At 49.1% G+C, this 25,008-nt stretch carries 20 protein-coding genes and 1 riboswitch; of the genes, 11 read left to right on the top strand and 9 right to left on the bottom strand.

Going from position 1 to position 25,008, the window contains the following annotated elements; translation table 11 throughout:
- Positions 1-16 precede the first annotated feature (16 nt).
- From V5G20_RS01870 to glpT, 3 genes are all read left to right on the top strand, one after another.
- Positions 17-1,462, top strand: coding sequence for an IS1182 family transposase (locus V5G20_RS01870; RefSeq protein ID WP_024985259.1), 1,446 nt, complete (start codon positions 17-19; stop codon positions 1,460-1,462).
- A 348-nt stretch (positions 1,463-1,810) separates the two neighbouring features.
- A complete protein-coding gene (locus V5G20_RS01865) occupies positions 1,811-4,936 on the top strand; it encodes a hybrid sensor histidine kinase/response regulator (RefSeq protein ID WP_338463106.1) in 3,126 nt (1,041 codons plus the stop codon).
- Between the two features lie 291 nt (positions 4,937-5,227).
- On the top strand, positions 5,228-6,592 hold the full coding sequence (gene glpT / locus V5G20_RS01860) for a glycerol-3-phosphate transporter (protein WP_003388760.1): 1,365 nt from the start codon (positions 5,228-5,230) through the stop codon (positions 6,590-6,592).
- 200 nt (positions 6,593-6,792) lie between these two features.
- On the opposite strand, the gene V5G20_RS01855 is transcribed toward glpT, so the two are convergent.
- Positions 6,793-7,845 (bottom strand): NAD(P)/FAD-dependent oxidoreductase, encoded by a 1,053-nt coding sequence (locus V5G20_RS01855; protein WP_227277642.1) that lies wholly within the window; start codon positions 7,843-7,845, stop codon positions 6,793-6,795.
- A gap of 190 nt (positions 7,846-8,035) precedes the next feature.
- On the opposite strand from V5G20_RS01855, the gene V5G20_RS01850 reads away from it, so the two are divergent.
- The 4 genes from V5G20_RS01850 (at position 8,036) to V5G20_RS01835 (ending at position 11,878) form a co-directional block, all read left to right on the top strand.
- The gene (locus V5G20_RS01850; RefSeq protein WP_003388764.1) at positions 8,036-8,827 is read left to right on the top strand and encodes an ABC transporter ATP-binding protein; all 792 of its coding nucleotides are present in this window, start codon (positions 8,036-8,038) and stop codon (positions 8,825-8,827) included.
- A 4-nt stretch (positions 8,828-8,831) separates the two neighbouring features.
- Entirely contained in the window at positions 8,832-9,755 is a 924-nt protein-coding gene (locus tag V5G20_RS01845; RefSeq protein ID WP_003388765.1) for an iron-hydroxamate ABC transporter substrate-binding protein, read from the top strand.
- Positions 9,756-9,863: 108 nt separating this feature from the next.
- Positions 9,864-10,874: an iron ABC transporter permease gene (locus V5G20_RS01840; protein ID WP_338463102.1), complete on the top strand. Its 1,011-nt coding sequence runs from the start codon at positions 9,864-9,866 to the stop codon at positions 10,872-10,874.
- Positions 10,871-11,878, top strand: a complete 1,008-nt coding sequence (locus V5G20_RS01835; RefSeq protein WP_251247329.1) for a FecCD family ABC transporter permease — start codon at positions 10,871-10,873, stop codon at positions 11,876-11,878. Before V5G20_RS01840 ends, V5G20_RS01835 begins: the two co-directional genes overlap by 4 nt.
- A gap of 162 nt (positions 11,879-12,040) precedes the next feature.
- Here the strand turns inward: V5G20_RS01835 and V5G20_RS01830 are convergent, their stop codons facing one another.
- The 3 genes from V5G20_RS01830 to V5G20_RS01820 are packed head-to-tail and all read right to left on the bottom strand — an operon-like array spanning position 12,041 to position 14,934.
- Positions 12,041-12,682, bottom strand: coding sequence for an SDR family oxidoreductase (locus V5G20_RS01830; RefSeq protein WP_251247328.1), 642 nt, complete (start codon positions 12,680-12,682; stop codon positions 12,041-12,043).
- Positions 12,683-12,730: 48 nt separating this feature from the next.
- Positions 12,731-14,380, bottom strand: coding sequence for a DUF4179 domain-containing protein (locus V5G20_RS01825; RefSeq protein WP_122958811.1), 1,650 nt, complete (start codon positions 14,378-14,380; stop codon positions 12,731-12,733).
- Positions 14,377-14,934: an RNA polymerase sigma factor gene (locus V5G20_RS01820; RefSeq protein WP_024983663.1), complete on the bottom strand. Its 558-nt coding sequence runs from the start codon at positions 14,932-14,934 to the stop codon at positions 14,377-14,379. Before V5G20_RS01820 ends, V5G20_RS01825 begins: the two co-directional genes overlap by 4 nt.
- 183 nt (positions 14,935-15,117) lie before the next feature.
- Between V5G20_RS01820 and V5G20_RS01815 the strand changes: the two genes are divergently transcribed.
- The gene (locus V5G20_RS01815; RefSeq protein ID WP_327926975.1) at positions 15,118-16,113 is read left to right on the top strand and encodes a DUF4367 domain-containing protein; all 996 of its coding nucleotides are present in this window, start codon (positions 15,118-15,120) and stop codon (positions 16,111-16,113) included.
- Between the two features lie 254 nt (positions 16,114-16,367).
- Here V5G20_RS01815 and V5G20_RS01810 read toward each other — a convergent pair whose 3' ends face one another.
- From V5G20_RS01810 to V5G20_RS01795, 4 genes are all read right to left on the bottom strand, one after another.
- Entirely contained in the window at positions 16,368-17,108 is a 741-nt protein-coding gene (locus V5G20_RS01810; protein ID WP_003388772.1) for an amino acid ABC transporter ATP-binding protein, read from the bottom strand.
- 20 nt (positions 17,109-17,128) lie between these two features.
- Entirely contained in the window at positions 17,129-17,869 is a 741-nt protein-coding gene (locus V5G20_RS01805) for an amino acid ABC transporter permease (RefSeq protein ID WP_003388773.1), read from the bottom strand.
- Between the two features lie 85 nt (positions 17,870-17,954).
- Positions 17,955-18,791, bottom strand: coding sequence for a transporter substrate-binding domain-containing protein (locus V5G20_RS01800; protein WP_327970280.1), 837 nt, complete (start codon positions 18,789-18,791; stop codon positions 17,955-17,957).
- 113 nt (positions 18,792-18,904) lie between these two features.
- Positions 18,905-19,090, bottom strand: a riboswitch (Lysine riboswitch).
- Between the two features lie 140 nt (positions 19,091-19,230).
- Positions 19,231-19,509: a hypothetical protein gene (locus V5G20_RS01795; protein WP_338463095.1), complete on the bottom strand. Its 279-nt coding sequence runs from the start codon at positions 19,507-19,509 to the stop codon at positions 19,231-19,233.
- A gap of 471 nt (positions 19,510-19,980) precedes the next feature.
- Here V5G20_RS01795 and V5G20_RS01790 point away from each other — a divergent pair, with 471 nt between their 5' ends.
- From V5G20_RS01790 to V5G20_RS01780, 3 genes are read left to right on the top strand one after another with little or no spacing between them, the layout of a single operon-like run.
- Entirely contained in the window at positions 19,981-21,114 is a 1,134-nt protein-coding gene (locus V5G20_RS01790) for a DUF418 domain-containing protein (protein WP_003388777.1), read from the top strand.
- An 18-nt stretch (positions 21,115-21,132) separates the two neighbouring features.
- Positions 21,133-22,254 carry a sensor histidine kinase gene (locus V5G20_RS01785; RefSeq protein WP_003388778.1) on the top strand — a complete coding sequence of 374 codons (1,122 nt, stop codon included), beginning with the start codon at positions 21,133-21,135 and terminating at the stop codon, positions 22,252-22,254.
- Positions 22,251-22,856 carry a response regulator transcription factor gene (locus V5G20_RS01780; RefSeq protein ID WP_003388779.1) on the top strand — a complete coding sequence of 202 codons (606 nt, stop codon included), beginning with the start codon at positions 22,251-22,253 and terminating at the stop codon, positions 22,854-22,856. The genes V5G20_RS01785 and V5G20_RS01780 overlap by 4 nt, the downstream gene beginning before the upstream one ends.
- Positions 22,857-23,246: 390 nt before the next feature.
- Here V5G20_RS01780 and V5G20_RS01775 read toward each other — a convergent pair whose 3' ends face one another.
- Positions 23,247-24,635, bottom strand: a complete 1,389-nt coding sequence (locus tag V5G20_RS01775) for an amino acid permease (protein ID WP_039070591.1) — start codon at positions 24,633-24,635, stop codon at positions 23,247-23,249.
- Between the last annotated feature and the right edge of the window lie 373 nt (positions 24,636-25,008).

Below are 25,008 nucleotides of genomic sequence, written 5' to 3'. Positions count from 1 at the left end.
TTTTAGAGGTGGCATTATGCTTAATAAGCAAGAGGCCGAAGGGCGTTATCAGATATCTGCATTCTCGCTAGATGAGTTGGTGCCAGAAGATCATCTCGTAAGAAAAATTGAAAATGCAATCGACTTTTCGTTCATCTATGACTTGGTGGAAAGCCTCTACTGTCATGACAATGGCAGACCCAGTGTTGACCCTGTAGTCTTAGTTAAAATTGCTTTCATCCAATATATTTTTGGAATTCGTTCCATGCGACAAACGATTAAAGAGATCGAAACCAATGTTGCCTATCGGTGGTTTATTGGCTATGATTTCAGTCAGCCCATTCCCCATTTCACGACCCTAGGCAAGAACTATGTTCGCCGTTTTCGGGATACTCAACTCTTCGAGTCGATCTTCCTTCGAATATTGGAGGAGGCGGTTCATCATGGATTCGTGAAGCCTGATGTGCTTTTCATTGATGCTACGCATGTAAAAGCCAGTGCGAATAAGCATAAATACGTGAAAGAAATCGTTGAAGAACAAGCGAAGAAATATCAAGAGCTGCTGGACGAAGAAATCAATCAGGATCGTATTGCACATGGAAAGAAGCCCCTTGAAAAAAAGACAGAAACTTCGAAGAAGGAGGTGAAAGTCAGCACAACTGACCCGGATTGCGGATTGTTTGTAAAAGGGGAAAAGGAACGTGTATTTGCTTATAGTTTTCATACAGCATGTGATCGAAATGGATTTGTGCTTGGTGCCAAGGTAACGCCAGGCAATGTGCATGACAGTCAGGTTTTTGAGGATGTTTTGAATCAAGTGCGAAAGACGTTTGCACAGCCTCAAGCTGTGGCAGTGGACTCGGGATACAAGACGCCTTACATCAGTAAAACACTCCTTGATGACCAGATTCGCCCCGTTATGCCCTACACAAGACCACGCACCAAAGAAGGTTTTTTTAAAAAGCACGAATATGTGTATGATGAATATTTCGACTGCTACATCTGCCCGAACGAGCAAATCTTAACATATGAGACAACAAACAAGGATGGGTACCGTATCTATCGATCAAATTCTCAAGTTTGCCGAAGTTGTCCGTTCTTGAAACAATGCACGGAAAGTAAAGACTACACAAAGAGAGTGAGTCGCCACATCTGGGCTGATTACCTCGAAGAGGTAGACCACCTCCGGCATACCGAGGAAAACAAACAAATCTATAGCAAACGGAAAGAAACGATTGAACGTGTATTCGCTGATATGAAGGAAAAGCATGGCATGCGTTGGACGACCTTACGAGGACTGGAGAAGGTCACGATGCAGGCGATGCTTGTTTTCGCTGCCATGAACTTGAAAAAAATGGCGACCTGGCTATGGAAATCAGGTCGCCAAAAGGTGAACGATCAAAACACCTTCGGTATTTTCATCAAATTATTAAACAAACTCCCTCTGCTGTTCGTTCAGCGAGGGAGTTTGTCTGCAACCTGAGCCGCTTCGATGTCGAAGCGGCTTTCTTGTTTTTCGTGCAGACCTTTAGATCTTCTTCACAAATTCCGATTTCAACTGCATCGCTCCAAAACCGAATCAAAAAAACCCATCCTCGTAGATGTACGACGAGCTGCATTTCGGGCAATTCGGCAATGTCGACATGTTTTCCATTCTCCCTTGGTTTATAGCCCCCATTGTAACAAAAACGGCTTCAGGAATATAGCGCCAATCCCGTTTAACAAACCAAGAGGCAAAGCACGGTAGTCATGTGCCTGCTCCTTTCCTCAAGCCCCCTGGCAAGCATTTGGAAAAAGGGAAACATGTGAAGTAAAGCGAATCTATTGGCACATGATGCAAATTCTCAAAAAACCCATATTCAAATACGTTTTGACAACTCTCTTTTTTATCTCTGTCCTCCTAAGCCTGCGGTCGCTCTGGTCCGAAGTGTTTCGTACCGCAGAGCATCCCGATGCAGTACAAGGCGTGCTTGACATGCGCGGCTGGCCTTTCGAGGAATCTCCCACCATCGCGCTGAATGGGGAATGGGAGTTTTACCCCGGGGAACTTGTCTCGCATGAAGATATAGCACGGATGTCAACGAAGCGACCGCATTTTATCCAGGTTCCCGGAGATTGGCGAAGCGCTTTCCCGGCAGGTTCGGAATCGTCGTTTGGTTACGGGACGTACCGGCTCCGCATCCTGATCGATAAGCCTTTGGATCAGCCTTATGCCTTTTGGTTTCGCGATCTCGAGGCCTCATCCGCCGTTGAAATCAACGGTAAGATAGGAGCTGCCATAGGCCAGCCTGCGGAGAAGGCGGAGGGGTATTGGCCAAGGAATGTCTCCTATACAGCTTCCTACACGTCAGAAGGAGAAAAAGAAATCGAGCTGCTTATTCGTGTGGCTAATTTTGACAACCCAATTGAAGGAGGTATCGCCAAATCCATCCGCTTTGGATCACAGGCGGCACTGGATACCGAACGCTGGTATTCCATCGGCTTTCAGCTTGTTACGTTCATCGTCTTGATTCTGCATAGCATGTACGCCTGCATCCTGTTCCTGTTCAATCCAAGACGGCAAAAGGCGTTCCTGGTTTTCTTCTTTCTGCTGGTAGCATCCTCTATTTCGGTTGTTTCGGATCACGACCAGTTGCTGACGCTGTGGCTGCCGCTGGATTATGCCGGGGTGCTGAAAGCCAGACTTCTTTCCTATATGTGGATGTCCTTTTTCATCCTGCTGCTGGCCAGAATATTTTCCGGTCACGCAGGTTTCGCCAAACTGTTTCGGACGTATACCGCTATTCTCGTCCTGTATTCAACTGTTGTGCTGGCTGGGTCTCCAGCGCTCATTTACTATACGTTCGAAGCCAAAGTGTTCACCGTTCTTTATTTGTTTCCATTGATCTGGTTTATCTTTATCATCGCGAAAATGATCATCCAAAACCAGCAGGATGCTATTTTTCTGCAACTCACCGCCACCAGCATCATATCGAGCGCTGTGTGGGGTGCGTTTAATTTTTATATGGAAATAACCAGCGTCTACTATCCCATCGATGTGTTCGCAGCCATTGTCGGATTCTCCGCTTACTGGTTTAAAAAGTACTTTCGCAACTCCGAGGAAAACATCAAGCTGAACGAACAGCTGACCAGAGCGGACAAAATGAAGGACCAGTTTTTGGCCAACACATCGCATGAGCTGAGGACACCGCTGCACGGAATCATGAATATCGCACGGAACATCGCAACCAAGCAGAAGCACGCGATGGACAACGAAGCCCTGGAGGATTTGGAGCTGCTGATCACAGTCAGCCGTCGAATGTCCCATCTGCTGGACGATCTGCTCGACATCGTACGGATTAAGGAAAACCGCATCTTGCTGCAAAAGGAGCCGTTGCCTGTTCAATCTGTTGTCTCCGGCGTGTTCGGGATGCTGAGATTTATGGCGGAAGGCAAGCCCGTTCAGCTAAAAATGGACATTGACGAGTCGATGCCCCCCGTTTTGGCGGATGAAAAGCGACTCGTTCAGATCTTGTTCAATTTGCTGCATAACGCGCTCAAATTTACCGAAGAAGGGACCATTTCCGTTTCAGCCAAGGTTCTGAATGGGCGTGCCGTTATTCACGTGTCCGACACGGGTGCGGGTATGGACGAAGAAACGCAGGCACGGGTTTTTCTGCCTTACGAGCAGGGAGCCCGCGGAAAAGGCGATAGCCGCGGAATCGGGCTCGGCCTCAGCATTTGCAAACAGCTGGTGGAGCTCCACGAGGGTGAATTCACGGTTCGCTCGGAGATCGGCAAAGGCTCCGTGTTCAGCTTCTCGCTCCCTTTGGCCGACTCGCAAAGTTTGCCCGCTGTGAAAAGCTCTCCTCCTCCCCGGACAGAAGCTTTTGAGGAAACTGCAGTCTCCCGTTTTTCTACGGAAGCTGCGCCCAACGAACGAACCTCCGAGCCGCTTGCCTTGCCGTCTTTCGGGGAGGAAAAAGCAAACATACTCATTGTCGATGACGATCCCGTCAATTTGAAGGTGCTCGCTGGCATCCTCTCAGCAGAGGCGTACTACGTCAGGTCGGCTACTTCGGCTCGCGAAGCGCTGGAAATCCTGTCTACGCAGCAGTGGGATTTGCTGGTCACGGATGTCATGATGCCGCAAATGTCCGGCTATGAATTGACACAAAAGGTACGGGAGCGCTTCACTGCCGCCGAGCTCCCCGTTTTGCTGCTGACGGCCCGCAGCGAGCCGGAAGACATCTATACCGGATTTATGTCTGGGGCCAATGATTACGTCACCAAGCCGGTCGACGCTCTGGAGCTCAAATACCGGATCTGGTCTCTTATCGCATTAAAGCAGTCCGTCAATGAACGGCTGCGGATGGAGGCTGCCTATTTGCAGGCCCAGATCCACCCGCATTTCCTGTTCAATACGCTGAATTCGATCATGGCGCTGAGCGACCTGGATATAGAGCGGATGCGCAAACTCGGAGAGGCCTTTACGTCCTACTTGCGGATCAGCTTTGACTTCCTCAGCACAGGAAAGCTAGTGGCGCTTTCTCATGAACTGGAGCTGGTGCATGCCTATCTCTACATCGAGAAAGAGCGGTTTGAAGAAAGGCTGTCCGTCCAGTGGGAAGTTGATCCCCACCTGGATTTGCTTCTTCCTCCCCTTTCGATTCAGCCACTGGTCGAAAATGCGGTCAGACATGGTGTCCTGAGACGGGCCAAGGGCGGGAACGTACTGATCCGGATTGTTCGCCAAACAGATTCTACGCTCATTGAGGTAAGAGATGACGGCGTCGGGATGGAGCAAGAAAAAATCCGCCACATTTTGGACCCGGTCCAAAATTCCAAAGGCGGCATCGGACTTTCCAACACGAATCGCCGGTTAACCCAATTGTATGGACAAGGACTCTCTATTCAAAGCAAGGCAGGCGAAGGCACCTCTGTGTCTTTCGTCATTCCGGATCGCAATCGCCAATGAAGGTGATCCGGAATGAGAAAAGAATGAGAAAAGAGATTCCTCTCAGCCATGGGGGTTGTAGGGAGAAAAACCCCCATGGTTTTCCAATGCAGAGACGAGGCGAAAACACGCAACACCTCATTGACAACGTTTACAACGAATAATAAAATACACGTAATGACAAGTTAACTATGATGGAGATTCGGAGACTCATACTTTTTGGCACTTTCAGTTATGAAAGGGCTTTTAAAGTATGAGTTTTTTGCTGTGCATGGTTTATCTTTGTTAAATTTTTTTAGAGGAGGAGAAAAAATGCTATCACTATTTCGGCCTGCGCCACCTATCGAAAGACTGCCTGACGAGAAAATTGATTCTGAGTATAAAAAGTACAGGCTGAAAGTTTTTCTGGGAATCTTCATCGGTTATGCAGCGTATTATCTTCTTCGCAAAAACTTCTCGCTTGCCATGCCGTATCTGACCGAGGAAGGGTTTTCAAAATCCGAGCTTGGCTTCGCCCTGTCAGCCATTTCGATCGCCTACGGGATCAGCAAATTTGTCATGGCTATCATATCGGACCGAAGCAACCCGCGAATGTTCCTGCCAGCCGGTTTGATTCTTTCTGCCATCATCAGTTTACTGATGGGATTCGTCCCTTTCTTCACTTCTTCTGTGACGATCATGTTTGTCATGCTGTTCCTGAACGGTTGGTTCCAGGGTATGGGATGGCCTCCATCCGGGCGTGTCCTTGTCCACTGGTTCAGCATTAGCGAACGCGGAAACAAGACCGCCATCTGGAACGTAGCCCACAACGTCGGCGGAGGGTTGATGGCGCCGATTGCTGTTGCGGGTGTGGCCCTGTTCGCCGGGCTTTCGGGAGGCTCCTCCTCCGGGTATGAAGGCGTGTTTATCCTGCCTGCTCTCGTAGCAGTTGTCATGGCTTTTGTCACGTATGCGCTGGTGCGCGATACTCCGCAGTCGGTAGGTCTGCCGCCGATCGAAGAATATCGCAATGACTATCCGACCAAAGAAAAGAAAACGTTTGAAACGGAATTGTCTACAAAGGAAATCCTGTTCAAATATGTACTGAATAATAAATGGGTCTGGGCAATCGCGATTGCCAACATTTTTGTCTACTTCGTACGTTACGGCGTTCTGGACTGGGCACCGACCTACTTGAGCGAGGAAAAAGGTTTTGACATGAGCAAGTCCAGCGTCGCCTACTTCCTGTACGAGTGGGCAGGCATCCCGGGAACGCTCTTGTGCGGCTGGATCTCCGACAAGCTGTTTAAAGGACGCCGGGGACCTGCAGGGTTTGTCTTCATGCTGGGCGTATTGATCGCTGTTCTTGTTTACTGGTTCAACCCGCCTGGACATTCCGTAATCGATATGATCTGCTTGATTGCAATCGGTTTCCTGATTTACGGTCCAGTCATGTTGATCGGTTTGCAAGCGCTTGATTTTGTTCCGAAAAAAGCTGCCGGAACCGCTGCCGGCCTTACGGGTCTGTTTGGTTACCTGGGCGGTACGGTTACAGCCAACGCCTTGATGGGTGTCATCGTTGACGCGTCCGGCTGGGATGCAGGGTTTATTTTGCTCACGGTTTCGTGCGCTTTGGCAGCTCTCGTATTTGCGCTTACATGGAATGTACGCGGACAAGAGGTTGTAAAAAATCAGTAAAAAACAAGCAATAACCAATAAATAAAAGGCTTCACTCCTTGAAGCAAGACGTCTTTTCAAAGCTCAAAGCCAGTATAGTCAAGGGCGCAGGGACAAATGAGCGCCCTTGACGCGATGGCAAAGAGAAACAGACGCTTCTCAGGGATGAAGCCTTTTTTATGTGCGGACGTACGTACAGCCAGGCTGCGTATGTTTTCGTTTTACGATCTCATCATTTGTCTCACCAATTCACGATTGCGCTGTTTAAACACCTCATTGTGGGAGGAGACCATTGCGCTTTTGCCGGCATCCGGCTGGACAAATTGCTTTGCTTTGTTTACAGCGTTCGCAGCATCCTGGAAAGCCCCCGCGATCAAGTGCACCTTCCCGTCGTAGTGCAAAATATCTCCGGCAGCGTAAAGTCCGGCTACCGAGGATTCGGAGTTGGCATTGCCAGCGACATAGAAGTCATCGACCAAGTCGATGTTCAGCGTGCTGTTTTTCAATAGGCCCGAATCTCGTTCATAGCCGTGATTGATAATGACTTCATCGACGGGCAAATACGAAACCTCTCCCGTTTCATGGTTCGTCAGCTCAACACTCTCGATTTCTTCGTGATTCGCCGATGCGACCAGCTTCGTAATCGACGTATGAAAAAAGCAGACAGCAGAGCTGTTCAAAAGCTGCGTGACCTGCGCTTCATGGCCCTTTAGCGCGTCCTTTCGGTACGTCAGGTACACTTTTTTCGCGATCGGCTCCAATTCGTTGGCCCAATCGATCGCAGAATTCCCTCCGCCGGAAATGATGACGGTCTTATCCCGGAAATACTTCAAAGACTTTACCGTGTAGTGCAAGTTGGCTACCTCAAATCTCTCGGCACCTTCGATCTCCAGCTTTTGCGGAGTCAATATCCCGCTTCCGACAGCGACGATCACTGTTTTTGAGTAGTGCTTTCGGCCAGAGGCCGCATGCAGGACAAAAATCCCTTCCTCGTCTCGGGTGATTGACTCTATTTTCTCGTTCAACACAACCTCCGGATGAAACGTCAATCCTTGCTTGACCAACTGCTCGATCAATTTCTCTCCGGTTATCGGAGTCAGCCCTCCCACGTCCCAAATCATTTTTTCCGGATAGACGTGAATTTTGCCGCCCAAATGCGGCTGGTATTCGATCAGCTTTGTTTTCATCTCCCGCAGCCCGCTGTAAAAAGTGGAGTAAAGCCCTGCCGGTCCCCCGCCTATCACTGTCACATCGAATAGTTCCTGACGCTCCATGTCCGATTCACTCCTTGACCAATAACATGCAATTGATTATCATTATCAACGAAGTATACACGCATTTCTTTGTTTTTACAATACAGTGCAGCTATTGACAACAAAAAAGACGGATACTATATTATTTTTGAAAGCGATACTGATAATCATTATCACCTATTTCCATATTCCTGTAAACGGGGTGTGACACATGGTTCGGCTGTATACGGATAATGTAAGCATTGGCTACGGAGAGCGCTTGATTGTGAAAAACCTCAGCGTTCAGATTCCCGACAAAAAAATCACCACCATCATCGGTTCAAACGGCTGTGGAAAATCTACGCTGCTAAAAGCAATCACGCGCATTATTTCACATCAGTCCGGCGCAGTCATTCTGGACGGAGAAAGCATCGCCAAAGAAAACACCAAGCTGTTGGCGAAAAAAATGGCCATTCTTCCGCAAACGCCGGAGAGCGCCAGCGGACTTACGGTCGGCGAACTGGTCTCCTATGGCCGCTTTCCCTATCAAAAAGGCTTTGGGCGCTTGAGCAAAAGAGATTATGAAGTTATTGACTGGGCACTCGAGGTGACTGGAACAAAAGAGTTCAAGTTCCGTCCTGTCGACGCCTTGTCAGGCGGCCAGCGCCAAAGGGTGTGGATCGCCATGGCCCTCGCACAGGAAACGGAAATTATTTTTCTCGATGAGCCGACAACCTATCTGGATATGGCCCACCAGCTGGAGGTTCTGGAGCTGCTGCAGAGACTGAATGCGGAACAGGAGCGCACGATTGTGATGGTACTGCATGATTTGAACCAGGCCGCCCGCTTTGCCGACTTCATCATCGCCTTGAAGGACGGGGAAGTCGTGAAGGCGGGAGATTGCGAAGAAGTGATGACACCCGAGGTCCTTAAAAAAGTGTTTCGCATCGATGCGGAAATCGGGCGCGACCCGCGTACGAACAAACCGGTTTGCGTCACCTACAACCTGATCAAAGGAGATTAACGCGATGAAAAAGTTTTTGTTCCCCTTCTTTCTGCTGCTCTCCCTCATCGTCAGTGCCTGCAGCGGACAGCCGACTGAGCAAAAGGGAGCCGCATCCCCCGCGGAAACCGCTTCGGAAACGATTACCTACCAGTCGGAAAACGGGCCTGTTCAGGTGCCTGCCCACCCCCAGCGGGTGATCGTGCTGTCCAACTTCACCGGACACGTGCTGTCTCTTGGGGTGAACGTCGTAGGCACCGATTCATGGTCGTTAAAAAACCCTCGTTTTGCGGAAAAACTGAAAGACGCTCAAGAAGTGTCCGATGAGACGCTGGAAAAAATTATTGAGCTGCAGCCCGATCTGATCATTGGCCTGTCAAACGTCAATAACGTGGACAAACTGAACAAAATCGCGCCTACGGTTATCTACACGTACGGAAAGGTGGATTACCTGACGCAGTTCCTGGAGATCGGCAAGCTGTTGAACAAGGAAAAAGAGGCGCAAGCGTGGATCGATGACTTCAAGCAGCGGACCCAAAAGGTCGGAGCCGAGATCAGAGCGAAAATCGGTGAGGACAAAACCGTTTCCGTGCTTGAAAAATTCGACAAGCAGCTATATGTATACGGCAACAACTGGGGCCGCGGCACAGAGATTCTTTATCAGGAAATGAAGCTGAACATGCCCGAAAAGATCAAGGAAACAGCTCTCAAAAGCGGCTACTACGCGGTTTCATTGGAAGTTCTCCCCGAGTTCGTCGGCGATTACCTGATTCTCAGCAAGAACAAGGATACAGATAATTCATTCCAGGAGACCGAAACGTATAAAAACATTCCGGCGGTTAAAAACAATCGCGTTTTTGAAGCGCCTATGATGGAGTTTTATTTTAACGATCCTCTAACACTGGAGTATCAACTGGAGTTCTTTACAAAAAGCTTTCTTGGCCGCTGATTGATCCTGCTTATCGTGCTGAAGGTTCCTATCAAGGGGGTTTTCCCTGATCGCCTGTCTCCTGTCAGGCCCCCCTTTAATCCAAAACAAAGAAAAGATGGTAGACAGATGACGAAAGAAAACCAACGCTCGATCCCATTTGGATACAAATTGATCGCGGGCTTGCTTTCATTTGCCGCCATGTTTGTGATCGCCATGGTATTCGGGGCCGCTGACACGACTATCGGCGACGTATGGCTGGCCATTGCTTCCGATGCGACTGGCGATACGCTCTCGATGATTCGGGAAATTCGTCTTCCGCGCGAGATTGGCGCCATTTTCGTCGGCTCTGCACTGGCGGTGGCCGGTGCCATCATGCAAGGGATGACGAAAAACCCGCTCGCTGACCCGGGTCTGCTCGGTTTGACGGCTGGCGCCAACGCGGCTCTGGCCGTCGCGATTGCCCTGCTCCCGTCCGCCAATTCCTTTCATCTGATGATCGCCTGCTTTATTGGCGCAGCGATCGGAGCGATACTGGTTTTCGGGATGGGTGCGATGAAAAAAGGCGGCTTTTCTCCACTGCGCATCGTCCTGGCCGGTGCTGCCGTGTCCGCGTTCCTGTACGCAGTCGCGGAAGGCGTCAGCATTTACTTTAAAATTTCCAAAGACGTTTCCATGTGGACCGCTGGCGGATTGATCGGCACGTCGTGGAGCCAGCTCGAAATCATTGTTCCGTTTATTGTACTCGGCATTCTTCTTGCGGTTTTCCTTTCCCGGCAGCTGACGATTCTCAGCCTGAGCGAAGAAGTGGCCGTCGGATTGGGTCAAAAGACGTTGCAGATCAAGACGGTTCTGTTTGTTGTCATCATTCTGCTTACAGGCGCATCTGTGGCCCTGGTCGGAAACATGACCTTCATCGGACTGATGGTTCCCCATATCGTCCGGGCCATTGTAGGAACGGATTACCGCTTTATCATTCCGATGTCGGCGATAGCCGGGGGCTCATTCATGCTGTTTGCCGATATGCTCGGACGGACCATGAACGCCCCGTATGAAACGCCAGTGGCGGCTATCGTTGCGATGATGGGGCTTCCGTTTTTCCTGTTCGTCGTGCGCAAGGGAGGGAAAGCATTCTCATGATTCATCCCGCTTTGCTCCGAAAACAGCGCGTCGTGCTGTCTGTTCTGCTCGCTCTGATTATCGCGACCTTTGCCATCGCCATGGGTATCGGGTACTCCTCCCTGTCTTATGACCGGCTGATCCCGACGCTTCTCGGCCAAGGCACGTTCAAAGAGGAATTCGTGTTGTTTTCCATCCGTTTGCCCCGCATGATCGTCACCCTGCTTGCGGGGATGGCGCTCGCGTTGTCGGGCTCCATTTTGCAGGGCATCGCCCGAAATGACCTGGCTGATCCCGGAGTCATCGGCATCAACTCGGGAGCAGGCGTCGCCCTGGCCGTTTTCTTTTTGTTTTTCCCGGTGAAGGCCGGCACTTTTGTCTATTTGCTTCCGCTGGTCGCGTTTGCCGGGGCTATCGTCACGGCCTGCCTGATCTACCTGTTTTCCTACAGCAAAAAATCCGGTCTGCAGTCCGTGCGGCTCGTGCTGACCGGGGTTGGCTTTTCGATGGCATTGTCAGGCGTCATGATCGTGCTCATCTCATCTGCCGAACGCGAGAAGGTGGATTTTATCGCCAAATGGCTGGCGGGGAATATTTGGGGCTCGGACTGGCCTTTCATTTGGGCCATTCTCCCGTGGCTGGTGATCCTGGTTCCGTTTGCGTTCTACAAAAGCCAGCGACTGAATCTCCTCTCGTTAAACGAGCCTGTGGTGATCGGCGTCGGGCTGGAGATTGAAAAAGAACGTCTCGTGTTGCTGGTGACGGCTGTCGCGCTGGCTGCTGCGGCTGTTTCAATTACGGGAGGGATCGCGTTTATCGGACTGATGGCCCCCCACATCGCGAAGGCTCTCGTCGGCCCGAGACACCAACTGTCGCTCCCCATCGCGATTCTGATCGGCGGATGGCTGCTGTTATTCGCAGATACCATCGGGCACAATCTCGTGGACCCCGAAGGCATTCCGGCAGGGATCATGGTTGCTCTGATCGGAGCGCCGTACTTTATTTACCTGTTGCTGAGAAAATGACGCAAAACCGTTCAGTCAACCGTTTTGTTGCAACCAAAGGCTCATCCCCCTTACCTGAAAAATGGCGGATGAGCCTTTTCCTGCCCAACCTGTACCCCGTTCGTTTTCCTTGCCCAGGCAAGCAAACAGCCCGCACATACTCCCCTACTCCCGCCACGCGCTTTACAAGGAACCAACAGCCTCTTCAACAGGTGTTTCTCCCGACAGAAGTTCAAAGGTTTTACGGTATGTGTTTTCCGCATTGATGACTGCAACTATTACTTGGGCCACATCAGCACGGGGGATGCCGACCGTTCGATCTCCCGTTATCCGCTCGTCCGCTTGGATTTTCCCCGTTCCCGGAACGTCCAGCAGCCTGCCAGGCCGGATGATTGTATAGCTGAGCCTGGTTGATGCCAGCTTTTCATCGGCGTCTCCTTTTGCCTGATAGTAATGTCTCATCGATTCCGGCCCCTTTTCGGGCGTATCGGCGTTCATCGAGCTTACCATGATGAATCGGTCAATGCCTTTCCGCTCCGCCGCTTCAATCATTTTGATTGCTCCCAGGCGATCGACGAGCTCCGTTTTATCGCTGCCCGTATGCCCTCCCGAACCGGCTGTAAAGACAATAGCATCGACATTTTCCAGTGCATGGCTGAAATCTTCTTCTAGATCGGCGACGACCACTTCGCCACCCAACGCTTCCATTTCTTCCGTTTGATTTTTATCGCGAATCATCGCTACGGGATGGAAGCCTTTTTGGCCAAGCAAAGACACGACCTGCTTTCCTATTTTTCCGTGCGAACCTACCACTAACACATTCATATTGGATTCCCCCTTTGGGCGTATGCGGATTACTTTTGGCTATACCGATTATTGCCTGATCTGCCAAAGAAAATGTGCATTTTTATCAGGCAGCTTTATCTTCCACTCTCCACCGGGAAGCTGCCTTTCTACAAGGACAAGCGATAGCGTTACTTCTTTTGCCTCTTTGGGCACTTCTTTGACGATCAGGGTCGTCACCGTATGACTTCCCTTCTGATCCGAATAGCTTCTTGTTTTCTCTACATCAAACTCCGCTTTATACACGTTTCCCTCTTTATCCGTGACCAGCCATTCTGGAGGATCGTTGCCAATAGATTTCTGGATAGAATCAACCGTAATCCTGTAGGTAGAGAAGGCAGAGTCCGTTGCTTTTTCTTCCCGAACGTCTAGTACCTCGTAGTGATTCCCTTCGTATTCCCCTCCCCGTAAGCCTTCGCCATGAAGAGGAACAACCAGCGAGAAATCTGCCCTTTCGGTAATGAAGACGTCTTCCAAATGGAAAAACACGTCTTCTGCCGGTTCTTCAAACGGTGCGAAGTAATAGGTCATTTTGTTGCTGCCCGCTTGCTGCTCGTTTGAGCCGGGAAGTGTATAAATCAACCCCGACTCGAATTGATAATTGCTGTTTTGGCGGGAATCTGCGAGTATGTTGCCTTCTTTATCACGGATCGTAAATTCCGGGTGATGGGATGAGAGCAGTCGAGTGGCCACCTCTTCCCTTGCGCCCTTTGCTTTCAACTCTTCCACTTGCCGCACTATTTTCTCCCTTGCTTCCAAGGTCCACTCCGTCTCTACTTCCAATGCGGTCGCACTTGGCGCATATGTGATTTGTCCCAACTTGACGGTCATTCCCTTTGGGCTTGTGTACTGCTCTTCAACCTTCAGCTTTTTGGTTGCAGCAATACCTTTGCGCAAATCAACAGGAATCTCCATATTCAGATGGGTCTTATGCAGCTCCTTGGAACCGATGCCCTTAATCTCCAGATGGACTGTGACCTGCTCAGGGGGATTTTCGAGAGGAAACACCAGGTCTGCATACTTATCTGTCCTACGAAACAGCGGGCTTCGCCGGATTACCTTGTCATTTGCGTCCACAACATATACGTTGTTTGCTCCATAGGCAGGAAAAAACTGGTCCGGGAGTATCCGTCCTTGCGCATCCTCCAGGACATACGACAGCACAATCCTGGTGGGATCGGCTATGACTTCCTTTACCCGCAGCGTTATTCCGTTGTCCGACACCGCTTGATTCAGCTCGGTGGAGAAGCCTTGTTTTGCCGCTTGTCTCAAGCCTGCCTCGCCTGTGATGGTCTGGAAAAAGGAAGACAGAAAAGCAGCAAACGCAGGAGAAACCTGGGTACCGATCGCCATAACCAGCACAGCCGCCGCGACAACAGATGAGACTAGCAGTCCTCTCCTTTTGGCTGGCCCCCCGCCCTTCTTCAGCACTGGATCAGATTTTTCTACTTCTATTCCTTCGTCTTGGATTTGCTGCATCACCTCGTTTGCAAAATCGTCAGGGAGCATCTCCATCATCCATCCGTCCCGGATCAATTCAACCTCTTTACTCACCCTCGCATAGACAGCCTGGCATTTCCTGCAATGGCGCAAGTGAGCCTCCACCCGCAGAGTATCGGCCGCGTCTGTTTCCCGGTCTGCATAGGTGGGCAGAAGCGCTTGGCATTCCTCACATTTCATACGGACCACCCCTTTGGCGAGCAGCGCATGGTATTCGCTCGTAATTTTTGTTTGGCGCGATGCAGCTTTACCTGGATTGTACTGACGGGGATGCCAAGGATGTCGCTGATTTCCTGGTAAGAAAGGTCATTGCTATAGCGGAGAAGCAAGACAAGCCGATAGCTCTCTGGCAACGCGTCTAGCATTTCCCGCATTTCGGAAGCAAACTCCTTTTGAATATAGGCGCTTTCCGGCGTTTGTTCATTCGTCATCGAAAGCTGATCGATTTCATGAAAATCTACAGTCTGAAGCCTTTGACTTTTCTGCATATCAATGCAATGGTTGATCGCGATCCGACAGAGCCACGGGTAAAACTTTCTGTTCAGATCATAGCTGGCGAGCTTTTGAAACGCTTTTATAAAGCATTCCTGCGTCAGGTCTTTTGCCTCTTCTCTTGAGTGAACCATGCGGTACAGGACGTTGTATATTCTGTCTTTATATTTGGTAATGAGATGCGCATACGCCTGTTTGTTGCCGTCCAACACCTGAAGGACCCAGTTCCGGTCTTCATCCATCGATGTTCCTCCTTTTCACACTCCCTACCCAACCAATACTGAAAAACCAAACAAAAACTTACACCTTTTTTCCACAAAACCGTCGAATGAGCCAATCAATCATTTTTACTGTAAGATTCACAAGCGCAATTCAGTAATGAGGAGTGTATGCCAAATCATGTAAAAAACAGGAGGAATTCTGAAATGGAAAAGAAAACGAATCTCAAAAAACAAATTTCTGCGTATGCACTTGGAGCGATGTTGATCGTGTCGATTTCTCCGGCAAGTGCGGCGAGTGATGCAAAATCACCGCTCCCGCCATCTTCAGCACCATCCCTAAACCAAACGCAGTTGCCGAAACAACCTGCCTCTTCCAAAGCGGAAGACAAGGCTACCGTCATTTCCAGGCAAGCCGGATTCGAGCTGCACTTTCCCAGCTACATTCCGGGAGACAGGACATCCGTTACTCTGCGTTTCTCGGAGAAAACCAAACATGTCGCAGGTTCTTTTTTCAGTCAAACAGAATTGCCGTTCTACCTGGAAATGTGGAAAGGCGATATCGCCGCAGAAAGCAAAGGCTTGACCAGGATTGCAACCAAGAAGGGGCCAGCCTACCAGGGAGTGCAAAAGGAAGCGCACGGCGATGTACATGTGTTGATCTGGGAAGAGGAAAACGGCATTCTTTATCGTTTGACCAGCAGGCTTTCGCCCGAGGAATTGGTCAAAATTGCCGAGTCTGTGGAAAAAGGCAACAAAGTAAACGTCATTGAGGATTCGGACGAGGAGCAAGTACTGGTACATGAGCTTGATACCGCCAAAGCCTCGGAATTGTTTGGCGCGGCTGTCAAATTGCCGGCCTATCTACCCGGCAACGTGAAAAAAGAGAACGTCAAAATTAGCGCCAACATCTACAAAGGCAGCTCGACCATCACGATTTACGACGGGGCAGCAGGGATCACAGGAAGCTACTTCTCTCTGGTGCACGAAAAGAGAGCTCTCTCGAAAGAGGATACCGCAGACATGAAGCCTGTTCAACTTGGCCAAGGAACTGCCTTCGTCGGAACGGCACCCCTGACAAGCTTTATGCATCCTGAATTAAAACAGCTCCCGGTATTGGTATGGGAAAAAGACGGCGTTGTGTATAGCCTGAAAGCGAACGCCCCCATTGATGGGCTAAAGAAGATGGCCGAGTCGCTGTAAACTTGCCTCCTGGTCTTGTGCGTAATCAATGTCCCCGGAGAACGGGCGCGATAAGTGTTTTCTTTACATGAACTTGCCAAATGTGATAACAAATACGAAAAGCCAGGCTCCCTCACCGGAGGAACCTGGCTTTTGGCGTAAAAACTGCCTTCACTGCGTTCTTTTTATAATGATGCGCGTGCAGGAGACGCTCACCGCTCAGCAACGTATCAGACACTCTGGAACGTATCAACATTCCGAAACGTATCGGACACTCAGGAGCTGCGCAACGTCCGCTTCAAGAATTCTCTCGTCCGCTCTTGAGTCGGATGGTTGAAAATTTGCTCGGGACTTCCTTCCTCTGCGATGACTCCCTTGTCCATAAAGACCACGCGATCGGAGACTTCCTTTGCGAACTCCATTTCATGCGTGACGATCAACATCGTCAGACCGGATTCGGCAAGCTGCTTCATCACCTTCAGCACCTCGCCCACCATTTCCGGGTCAAGCGCCGATGTCGGTTCATCGAACAGCATCACATCCGGCTCCATGGAAAGAGCCCGCGCAATGGCCACGCGCTGCTTTTGCCCGCCCGACAATTGATTCGGCCTGGCGTTCACATACTTGTCCATCCCGACAATTTTGAGATACTTCATCGCGACTTTTTCAGCTTCATCCTTGGATCGCTTTAACACCTTTACTTGCCCGACCACGCAATTGCTCAGCACATTGTGATTATTGAACAGGTTAAACTGCTGGAATACCATGCCCAGCTTTCGGCGGTAGGTGAAAATGTCGTGCTTCTCGTCTAAAATGTTTTCACCCTTATACATAATTTCCCCGCCGCTCGGCTTTTCCAATAGATTGATGCATCGAAGCAGCGTTGATTTGCCCGATCCGGAGGAACCGATAATCGTAACGACTTCTCCTTTTTTGACCGAAAAATCGATGTCCTTTAATACCTCGTGACTGCCAAAGTATTTGTTGACGTGTTTAATTTCTATGATGGTCTCCATATGCTCGCCTCCTTCCTCGATTATTTCTTGCCTTCTGCCTGCACGGGATTCGCCATTACGGCGTAATTGTCCGGGCCTTCCAGCTTTCTTTCGAAATAGCGCAAAATTTTCGTGACGATCAGGGTCATGATGAAATACATCACACACGCAACAAAAAAGGACTCGAAATATCTGAAGTTATTCCCGGCAATCGATTTGGTCGTGAAATACAATTCGGTGACCGAAATGACATTGAGTACGGAAGTATCCTTGATATTGATGACAAACTGGTTCCCCGTTGCCGGCAGGATATTGCGAATCACTTGCGGCAGCACGACATTCATCATCGTTTGAACGTGATTCATCCCAATCGCATGGGCTGCTTCAAACTGTCCCTTGTCAATCGAAATAATCCCGCCGCGAACAATCTCGGCCATGTACGCTCCCGTATTAATCGACACGACGAAGACGGCGGCCAGAATCCGGTCCATATCAACCCCGAACGCCAAGGCGGAACCGTAGTAGATGACCATCGCCTGCACAATCATCGGTGTTCCCCGGAAAAATTCGATATACGTAGCTAGAATGGCATTGACTGCTTTCAAAATCGCCCTTTTGGCTCCCCGCTCCGGAACGGGGATCGTCCGGATAAGCCCGATCAATAGGCCAATGATGGCTCCCAAAATCGTTCCGAGCAAAGCGATGAATAGGGTCATTCCCGCTCCGCGAAGGAACATGGGCCAGTTTTCGGAAATGATTTTTACAATCCACTCGAAGCTCATCGTTCTCCTCCGTTCATGCAGGGAAGCTCCCCTGCCCTATGCGCATAAAACCGACTGCATGGAGATGCAGCCGGTTCGAAAGCGATTATTGTGCTGCTGGTTGATTTTTGATGGCTGTATCCATGATCCTGGTACGCTCTTCCTCCGAAATGCCGGATAAAATCTCATTGATTTTTTTCGTCCATTCACTGTCTTTTTTCACGCCGACAGCGATGGCCGTATCATCTTCCGAGGTCGTAAATCCATCCGTAAACTCGACCATGGCAAAGTTCGGGTTGGCCGTGGAGGCACTGACGGCTTCCGGACGCTCAGAGACGTAACCGTCAATCATTCCGGATTCAAGCGCTACGCGCATCGCCGGGAAGTTGTCCATCGCAGGCTCCTGAACGACGCCCTCGATTTGATTGATCACGGAATAGTGGAATGTATTCAATTGGGCAGTCACTTTTGCCCCTTTGAAATCCTGGATGGAAGTAGCGTTCTCGTATTTTCCGCCTTTTTTCACGACCATGACCAAATTGGATTTATAGTAGTTGTCCGAGAAATCGATCGTTTGTTTGCGCTCTGCAGTTGGAGACATCCCTGCAATGATCGCATCGATTTTGCCGGAGGTTAATGCAGGAACAAGGCCATCCCACTCCGTTTTCACGATGACCAATTTTTTGCCCAGGCCATCCGCAATCTTTTTCGCAATTTCTACATCGTATCCGCCTGCGTACTCCGCATTGCCGTCGATTTTCACAGCACCGTTGGAATCGTCCATTTGGGTCCAGTTGAACGGAGCGTATCCCGCTTCCATCCCTACCTTGAATGTTCCCTCATCGGTTGAGGCAGATTGCGAGCTGCCTCCGCCTGCCCCACATCCTGCGAGCAAAAGTACAGCGGATAGAAACATAGCTATGAATGATGACTGTTTTTTCATGGTTCATTTTCTCCTTTGGCTTCTGGTTTTTTGGCTGAAAAAATGCAAAAAGCGACCTGAGATAGACTCAGGTCGCACTACAAACATAGTTGCCCAAATACCTCTCTTTTCCCAGATGAGATAGCACAACTCAATAAATCGGGTCATTTATTGAGACAGTCCTGCAGCTCTTAACTGCAGACCCAGCAATGCAATACCGAGAAATATTGCAAGCTTCGGCGACATTTCCTTCTCCCTGGCATCAACGCTTTCTCGAACTCCGCCAAGGACTGTTAAATATCGCAACCTCTACCTCACTGTTTTAAGTGAGGTCCATATTCAATTATGTTTTTGAGTTTACAATGTTATGTTAATTCTGTCAACCTGGGTCTTTTCTCCAAATGATGCTGGCAGACTATTTTTTGCGTTCCTGTATGCGCAAAAAGACTTATTCCTCTCATCAATGTATGGGGGCGAGGCTCTCCATGAATGTTTTCCGCTCTTCTTCGTTGCTGTTTGACTGCAGATGATAATAGCGAAGCTCGTTGTATTTCGTCTGACTGTCCAAGTCTTGTTTCGGCAGAAATACTGCTTCCCACACACCTTGTTTGTTTAACGAATTATCCATATCGACCACATAATTGCCGACTATCTCAAACCGATCATCGGATTTCTGACTGTTGCCTTTATTTGCGTACCACTCGATCATCGGATGGTAGTCGTATGTTGGTTTCTTCATTTGCAGAAGTTCAATGTACGTATCGCTGTTTACGTACGAGATTAAGAGAGACCCTTCATTTAGATCCAAGAGCGTTTTTTGTTCAGTATAACCATCCGGCAGAGACTCCGGTAAGAATACTTGAAAGCTCAGTTTTTTTATTTTATCAATGCTTACAGTAGAGCTCGCACAAGCAGCCAGCAGGAAACAGACGACGAACGGTACCAATCTCCTTATAAACATAGCATCACCCGTATTTTATCATTTGTTACTTACCATAGCGGGGACTCCCATCCTCTTCCTGTCCCTTGGAAAACAGCCTTGAGCCAATTCCACCAGCTGAGGCCGACCAGCAAACGGCTTGATTTGATTGCTTGTTACAAACTTTATGACACGAGTCATAAACATCTCTTTACAGGTGTGAATGTTCCCTCGCTCTTTTCATGGCTACACTAAGACTACATGAAATTCATACGCAAAAGGGTGAGGGATATGGAACAACGCAAAGAAAGAATCCGTCTTCTTGATATTCTGCGAGGCTTTGCAATCCTCGGGACGTTAGGGACAAACATATGGATTTTCGCCCATTTGGGGGATCTTACCTACCTTACGACATATGATTATTCTGGGTGGTGGGCAAAAGACGATCTCATCAGGATGATCGTGTTATTTCTCGTCAACGGGAAGCTGCTGGGATTGTTGACAATCATGTTTGGAGTAGGACTTGAGCTAAAATATCAGCAAGCCATTCGCAAAGGGAACGCTTGGCCTGGAATCTATATTTGGGTATCCTCGCTTTTATTCCTGGAAGGCTTGCTGCATTTTACCCTGGTCATGGAGTATGACATCTTAATGAGCTATGGCATAACTGCAATGATCGTCGCCTACATCGTCAAAGGCGGCGACCGCTTGATATCCATAACGATGAAAGTGCTTGGAAGCCTGCATGCAACTGCCATCCTGGGGATCCTGGTGATTAGTCTGATTGATGCCAATATGACACTGCGCGGTTCTGACGAAGTCATCGCTCTTTATAGAGACGGCTCTTGGCTGCAGCAAGTCCATTATCGCCTGTCTCATTTCGTCCCGCTTAGATTGGAAGCGATCTTCACGATTCCCATGAATGTCTTTTTATTTTTGCTTGGCGTTCGCTTCATGCGTGCGGGGGTCTTTTCTCAAGATGAGAACGGCAAAAAACAGCGCGACAAGCTTTTCAAACTGGGAATGTTTATCGGCTTGCCTTTAAACCTGTTGATTTTTATCCCTGGAGGCGTTTTTGATCTCCCTGTTCGCTATTTATTCGCGCCCCTTCTTTCCGTAGGGTATTTGGCGATTATTGGAAGAATGATACAATATACGAAGTTGAATTGGCTTTGGGGCCTTCTTGAAAATGCCGGAAAAATGTCTTTAAGCTGCTATGTCATGCAAAATATCATTTGTTCCATTCTTTTCTACGGTTGGGGTTTTGCTCTTGGCGGAAAGCTGGATTCCGTGACAATTATCGTAGTTTGGATCGGAATATCCGTATTCCAAATACTGTTTGCAACGGCATGGCTTCAAGGTTTCAGGTTTGGACCTATGGAAACGCTCCGTAGACGTGCAATAGGGATTTTCGATACGAGATAACCGCTCTGGAGGCTATCAATGATAAGGAAGCTCTACCCGAGAGAACAAATCAAAAACTATCTGCTCTTAGATGTCATATCGGTTGTGTTTTTGTTTTATTATGTTCTACGTTCGAATTCAACGCTTGGTCTCTCGGGAAGCTTCATTCTTCTGCTGGCATTCCTCGTTTCATTTTACATGGGGCTTTGGTATCGGAATCTATACCTTTTGGCGGCCGTTCTCACCGGCTTTGTTACGCTTGCTCTGCTCGGTATGTATGTCGGTCCGAATCTCCTGTTTTATGGGTTCATCTTTGCTGATCTTCTGGGAAGATCAAAGTCCAAATGGCATATTGGTGTAGGGATTGCAGCCATCGCCCTCATGTTTATGGCTGTTTTCTGGAAGAGAACGGGCAACCTTCTCGATGAGAATTCGATCCTTCTCCCGTTTATGATTATTCAAATGTTTTTTCCGATTGTGATTTATATCAAAGAAAAAGCGAAGACCCTGCAAGGTGAGTTGGATGCCGCAAATAAACAGCTCGGAAAATTTATCCAACAGGAGGAAAGGCAGCGTATCGCGAGAGATCTGCATGATACACTGGGGCAAACCCTGACCATGATCAAATTGAAAAGCGAGCTGGCTACAAAATGGATAGACAAAGATCCCTCGCAGGCCAAGGAAGAGCTGAAGGATATCCTGGCCACATCGAGAATCGCTTTGAAACAAGTCAGAGAACTGGTCTCTGATATGAAATTCACCTCTCTGGCAAATGAAATAGAGCATTCCCGAGAGCTGCTGCACACAGCGGGTATCGAATTTGAAGTCGTGGAAAAGGGGAAGCCTCCGCTGTTATCCAGTGTGGAGGAGACGATGGTCGCTCTCTCTATCCGCGAAGCCATGACGAATATCGTCAAGCACAGCCGGGCCAAGCGGTGTACGCTACAATTGGAAACCATGGACAATCATTATTGGGTAACGATTACCGATGACGGAGTCGGGCTTGTAAACCAAAAAAGCGGAAATGGAATTCAGTCGATGAACGAGCGGATGCAAGCTCTTCACGGAACCTTCATCGTAACTGATTCGCCTACGGGCGGAACCGTTGTTTCCATGAAGCTTCCGCTCCGTCGGCAAGGAAAGGAGGACCCTGCGCTATGATTCGCGTCGTCATTGCAGAAGATCAACAAATGCTTCGCGGCGCCTTCGCCTCTTTGTTAAAATTTGAAACCGATATTGAGGTGCTGGCAGAAGCTTCGGATGGGAAGCAAGCCTGGGAGGCAATACAAAAGCACCAGCCTGATGTGTGCGTGCTTGACATCGAAATGCCTCTTATCAGCGGTCTTGAGTTGGCCGAGCTGATAAGAAGAGCCAACCTGCCCTGTAAAATCATGATTGTCACGACCTTTGCCCGTCCCGGCTATTTAAAGAAAGCGATCGATGCCCAGGTGGATGGCTACTTGCTAAAAGATGAACCGATTGATTTTCTGATTGAATCCATCCGCAAAGTGATGAAGGGAGAACGCGTGGTCAGCACGGATTTGGCGGCAACACTCTTTATGAAAGAGGAAAATCCGTTAAGCGAACGGGAAATCGAAATGCTGCGCCTGACCAAAATAGGAATGACGACAGATGACATCAGCAAGGCCCTGTACTTAACAAAAGGAACCGTGCGAAACTATTTATCTTCCGCGATACAAAAGCTGGAAGCCGAATCGAGACAGCAGGCCGTGCAAATTGCCGATGAGAAAGGGTGGCTTTAAATCCCTATACCGAGAACTTAAGCGCCTTGTTGATCAGAAACAAGTACTCCCGCAGTTCTTTTTCCATGCTGAAATGGGACAAATATCTCTGTAAATGGTTCGCAACGATACCTAAAAATGCTCTGCAAGCTCTTTGCCTGTAACCGTCCCTTTTTTGGAGATGATCAGGACCATGGAAAGTAATCGATCTACCCGCATTGTTATGTATCACGTTGGTTGCCAACGCTTCCTCCCTTGTTTTTGTGCGGCCTGCGCGCTTGTTTGGAAAGCTTTTGAGAATACTTTTTCGCCAAAAGCACCGCTTCTGCCTTCGATTGAGAAAATAAAATCGGGACATCGCTTACCAATGTCCCGATTATCGTGATTATTCTATTTTTGCCCGATACTCTATCAGTTCGTGTGTTCATCATCCGTGTCCGCAGCCAATGGAGCGGCCTTGCTGACGCCAAAAGCGTAATAGCTGATCACGACAATACCCAGGAAAACAATACCCGCAATCAGGGAGACGCGTGTTTCATCGTTAATCCACATGCCGATCAGTACCATGATCAAAAATGCGATCGTCGCGTAGTTTGTCACCGGAGCAAACGGCATTTTGAATGGATGGTTGGCCATTTCCGCTCCTTTTGCTTTTCTGAAACGGATTTGACTGATCAGGATGACAAACCATGGAACCATACCGGGAAGCACGCTTGCGCTGTACACATACACAAACAGATTTTCCGGCGCAATGTAGCTCAGAACAACGCCTACGAACAAGCCGACCAGAACGCCGATCGTTCCGAGCAAAGGCACGCCGTTGCCGGACAGCTTCGTAAATATTTTGGGAGCCTGTCCGTTTACACCGAGCGTATACAGCATGCGTCCCGCACTGTAAATGCCGCTGTTGCAGCCAGACATCGCAGCCGTAATGACGACGAAGTTAATAAGCCCCGCCGCAGCCGTAATCCCCACTTTCGCAAAGGTTGCCACGAACGGACTGCCGATCGCGTCCAATTGATCCCACGGGTAAACGGTTACAATAACAAAGATCGCGCCAATATAGAAGATCAAAATGCGCCAAATGATAGTTTGAATCGCGCTCGTCAACGTTTTGCGCGGGTCCTTGGCTTCCCCTGCTGTAATCCCGATGAGCTCGACACCCTGATAGGCCCCGATCACCAACGAGAGCGCAAAGAAAAAGCCTGTCCAACCGCCAGTAAAGAAGCCACCGTGCTCCCACAGGTTCGATAATCCGATCGCGTCTCCTCCGTTGCCGATACCAAAGAAAATCAAGCCAAACCCGGCAACGATCATCAAGACGATGGTGACGATTTTGATCATCGCAAACCAAAACTCGAATTCGCCAAATGATTTCACCGAGAACAAGTTCGCTGCACCGAGAATCACCATCGCGATCAAACCCGGTATCCAGGCGGGCAAATCCGGGAACCAGTACTTCATATACGTCCCGACCGCGATAATCTCCGACATCCCGACAATGACCCACTGGAACCAGTTGCTCCAAGCCGTCAAATATCCGGCCAAGGGATGGATGTACTTGTGGCCAAAGGTCGCAAACGAACCTGTGCTTGGCTCCAGATACAGCATTTCTCCCATCGCACGCATGATGAAAAAGATGAAAATCCCAACAATTGCATACGCAAGCATAACGGACGGACCAGTCCATTTGATCGTGCTTGCCGACCCCATAAACAAACCGACACCAATTGTCCCGCCCAAAGCGATCATCTGGATGTGACGCGCTTGCAGGCCCCTGTTCAATTCTTTGTTTGCCACTCCGGTTCTCTTCCTTTCTGCTGCCTCTGGCTGAATTCTCGGGAAAGCTCTCGATACCCTGGGTCCGATCCGCAGTGAAGAGGCGGGTATCCGTGTTTGTACATATAGTTTGTACGTAATAGAAAGAAACCGTTCTACTCCATGATTGCACATTTTTTACTCAGCATTCCCAATAGTAAGAAAACTGGAACATCTATTCCCCTTGGGTTCGTTGCTGAATTGCTTTTATTGTAATATGTTTTTTTGGTGAACACAATTATATTCGGTGGAAAAACATTTGGTAAATCAATGTGTCTCGTGTAAATATAAAGTAAAAAATATGTTATTGATCAATCGTTTTTTGATTGAAGCTAACAAAAGTCAGCCTAGTCAT

Origin of the sequence: Brevibacillus borstelensis, assembly GCF_036700025.1 — a bacterium.
Lineage (GTDB): Bacteria > Bacillota > Bacilli > Brevibacillales > Brevibacillaceae > Brevibacillus > Brevibacillus borstelensis.
The sequence above is the reverse complement of the archived record's forward strand: the minus strand, read 5'-3'. Positions and strand labels throughout refer to the sequence as shown.

What these genes read in the sequence shown, in the direction of transcription:
- V5G20_RS01870 (WP_024985259.1), top strand. Translation starts at nt 17, where the DNA reads ATGCTTAATAAGCAAGAGGCCGAAGGGCGTTATCAGATATCTGCATTC.
- V5G20_RS01865 (WP_338463106.1), top strand. Translation starts at nt 1,811, where the DNA reads ATGATGCAAATTCTCAAAAAACCCATATTCAAATACGTTTTGACAACT.
- glpT (WP_003388760.1), top strand. Translation starts at nt 5,228, where the DNA reads ATGCTATCACTATTTCGGCCTGCGCCACCTATCGAAAGACTGCCTGAC.
- V5G20_RS01855 (WP_227277642.1), bottom strand. Translation starts at nt 7,845, where the DNA reads ATGGAGCGTCAGGAACTATTCGATGTGACAGTGATAGGCGGGGGACCG.
- V5G20_RS01850 (WP_003388764.1), top strand. Translation starts at nt 8,036, where the DNA reads ATGGTTCGGCTGTATACGGATAATGTAAGCATTGGCTACGGAGAGCGC.
- V5G20_RS01845 (WP_003388765.1), top strand. Translation starts at nt 8,832, where the DNA reads ATGAAAAAGTTTTTGTTCCCCTTCTTTCTGCTGCTCTCCCTCATCGTC.
- V5G20_RS01840 (WP_338463102.1), top strand. Translation starts at nt 9,864, where the DNA reads ATGACGAAAGAAAACCAACGCTCGATCCCATTTGGATACAAATTGATC.
- V5G20_RS01835 (WP_251247329.1), top strand. Translation starts at nt 10,871, where the DNA reads ATGATTCATCCCGCTTTGCTCCGAAAACAGCGCGTCGTGCTGTCTGTT.
- V5G20_RS01830 (WP_251247328.1), bottom strand. Translation starts at nt 12,682, where the DNA reads ATGAATGTGTTAGTGGTAGGTTCGCACGGAAAAATAGGAAAGCAGGTC.
- V5G20_RS01825 (WP_122958811.1), bottom strand. Translation starts at nt 14,380, where the DNA reads ATGAAATGTGAGGAATGCCAAGCGCTTCTGCCCACCTATGCAGACCGG.
- V5G20_RS01820 (WP_024983663.1), bottom strand. Translation starts at nt 14,934, where the DNA reads ATGGATGAAGACCGGAACTGGGTCCTTCAGGTGTTGGACGGCAACAAA.
- V5G20_RS01815 (WP_327926975.1), top strand. Translation starts at nt 15,118, where the DNA reads ATGGAAAAGAAAACGAATCTCAAAAAACAAATTTCTGCGTATGCACTT.
- V5G20_RS01810 (WP_003388772.1), bottom strand. Translation starts at nt 17,108, where the DNA reads ATGGAGACCATCATAGAAATTAAACACGTCAACAAATACTTTGGCAGT.
- V5G20_RS01805 (WP_003388773.1), bottom strand. Translation starts at nt 17,869, where the DNA reads ATGAGCTTCGAGTGGATTGTAAAAATCATTTCCGAAAACTGGCCCATG.
- V5G20_RS01800 (WP_327970280.1), bottom strand. Translation starts at nt 18,791, where the DNA reads ATGAAAAAACAGTCATCATTCATAGCTATGTTTCTATCCGCTGTACTT.
- V5G20_RS01795 (WP_338463095.1), bottom strand. Translation starts at nt 19,509, where the DNA reads ATGAAGAAACCAACATACGACTACCATCCGATGATCGAGTGGTACGCA.
- V5G20_RS01790 (WP_003388777.1), top strand. Translation starts at nt 19,981, where the DNA reads ATGGAACAACGCAAAGAAAGAATCCGTCTTCTTGATATTCTGCGAGGC.
- V5G20_RS01785 (WP_003388778.1), top strand. Translation starts at nt 21,133, where the DNA reads ATGATAAGGAAGCTCTACCCGAGAGAACAAATCAAAAACTATCTGCTC.
- V5G20_RS01780 (WP_003388779.1), top strand. Translation starts at nt 22,251, where the DNA reads ATGATTCGCGTCGTCATTGCAGAAGATCAACAAATGCTTCGCGGCGCC.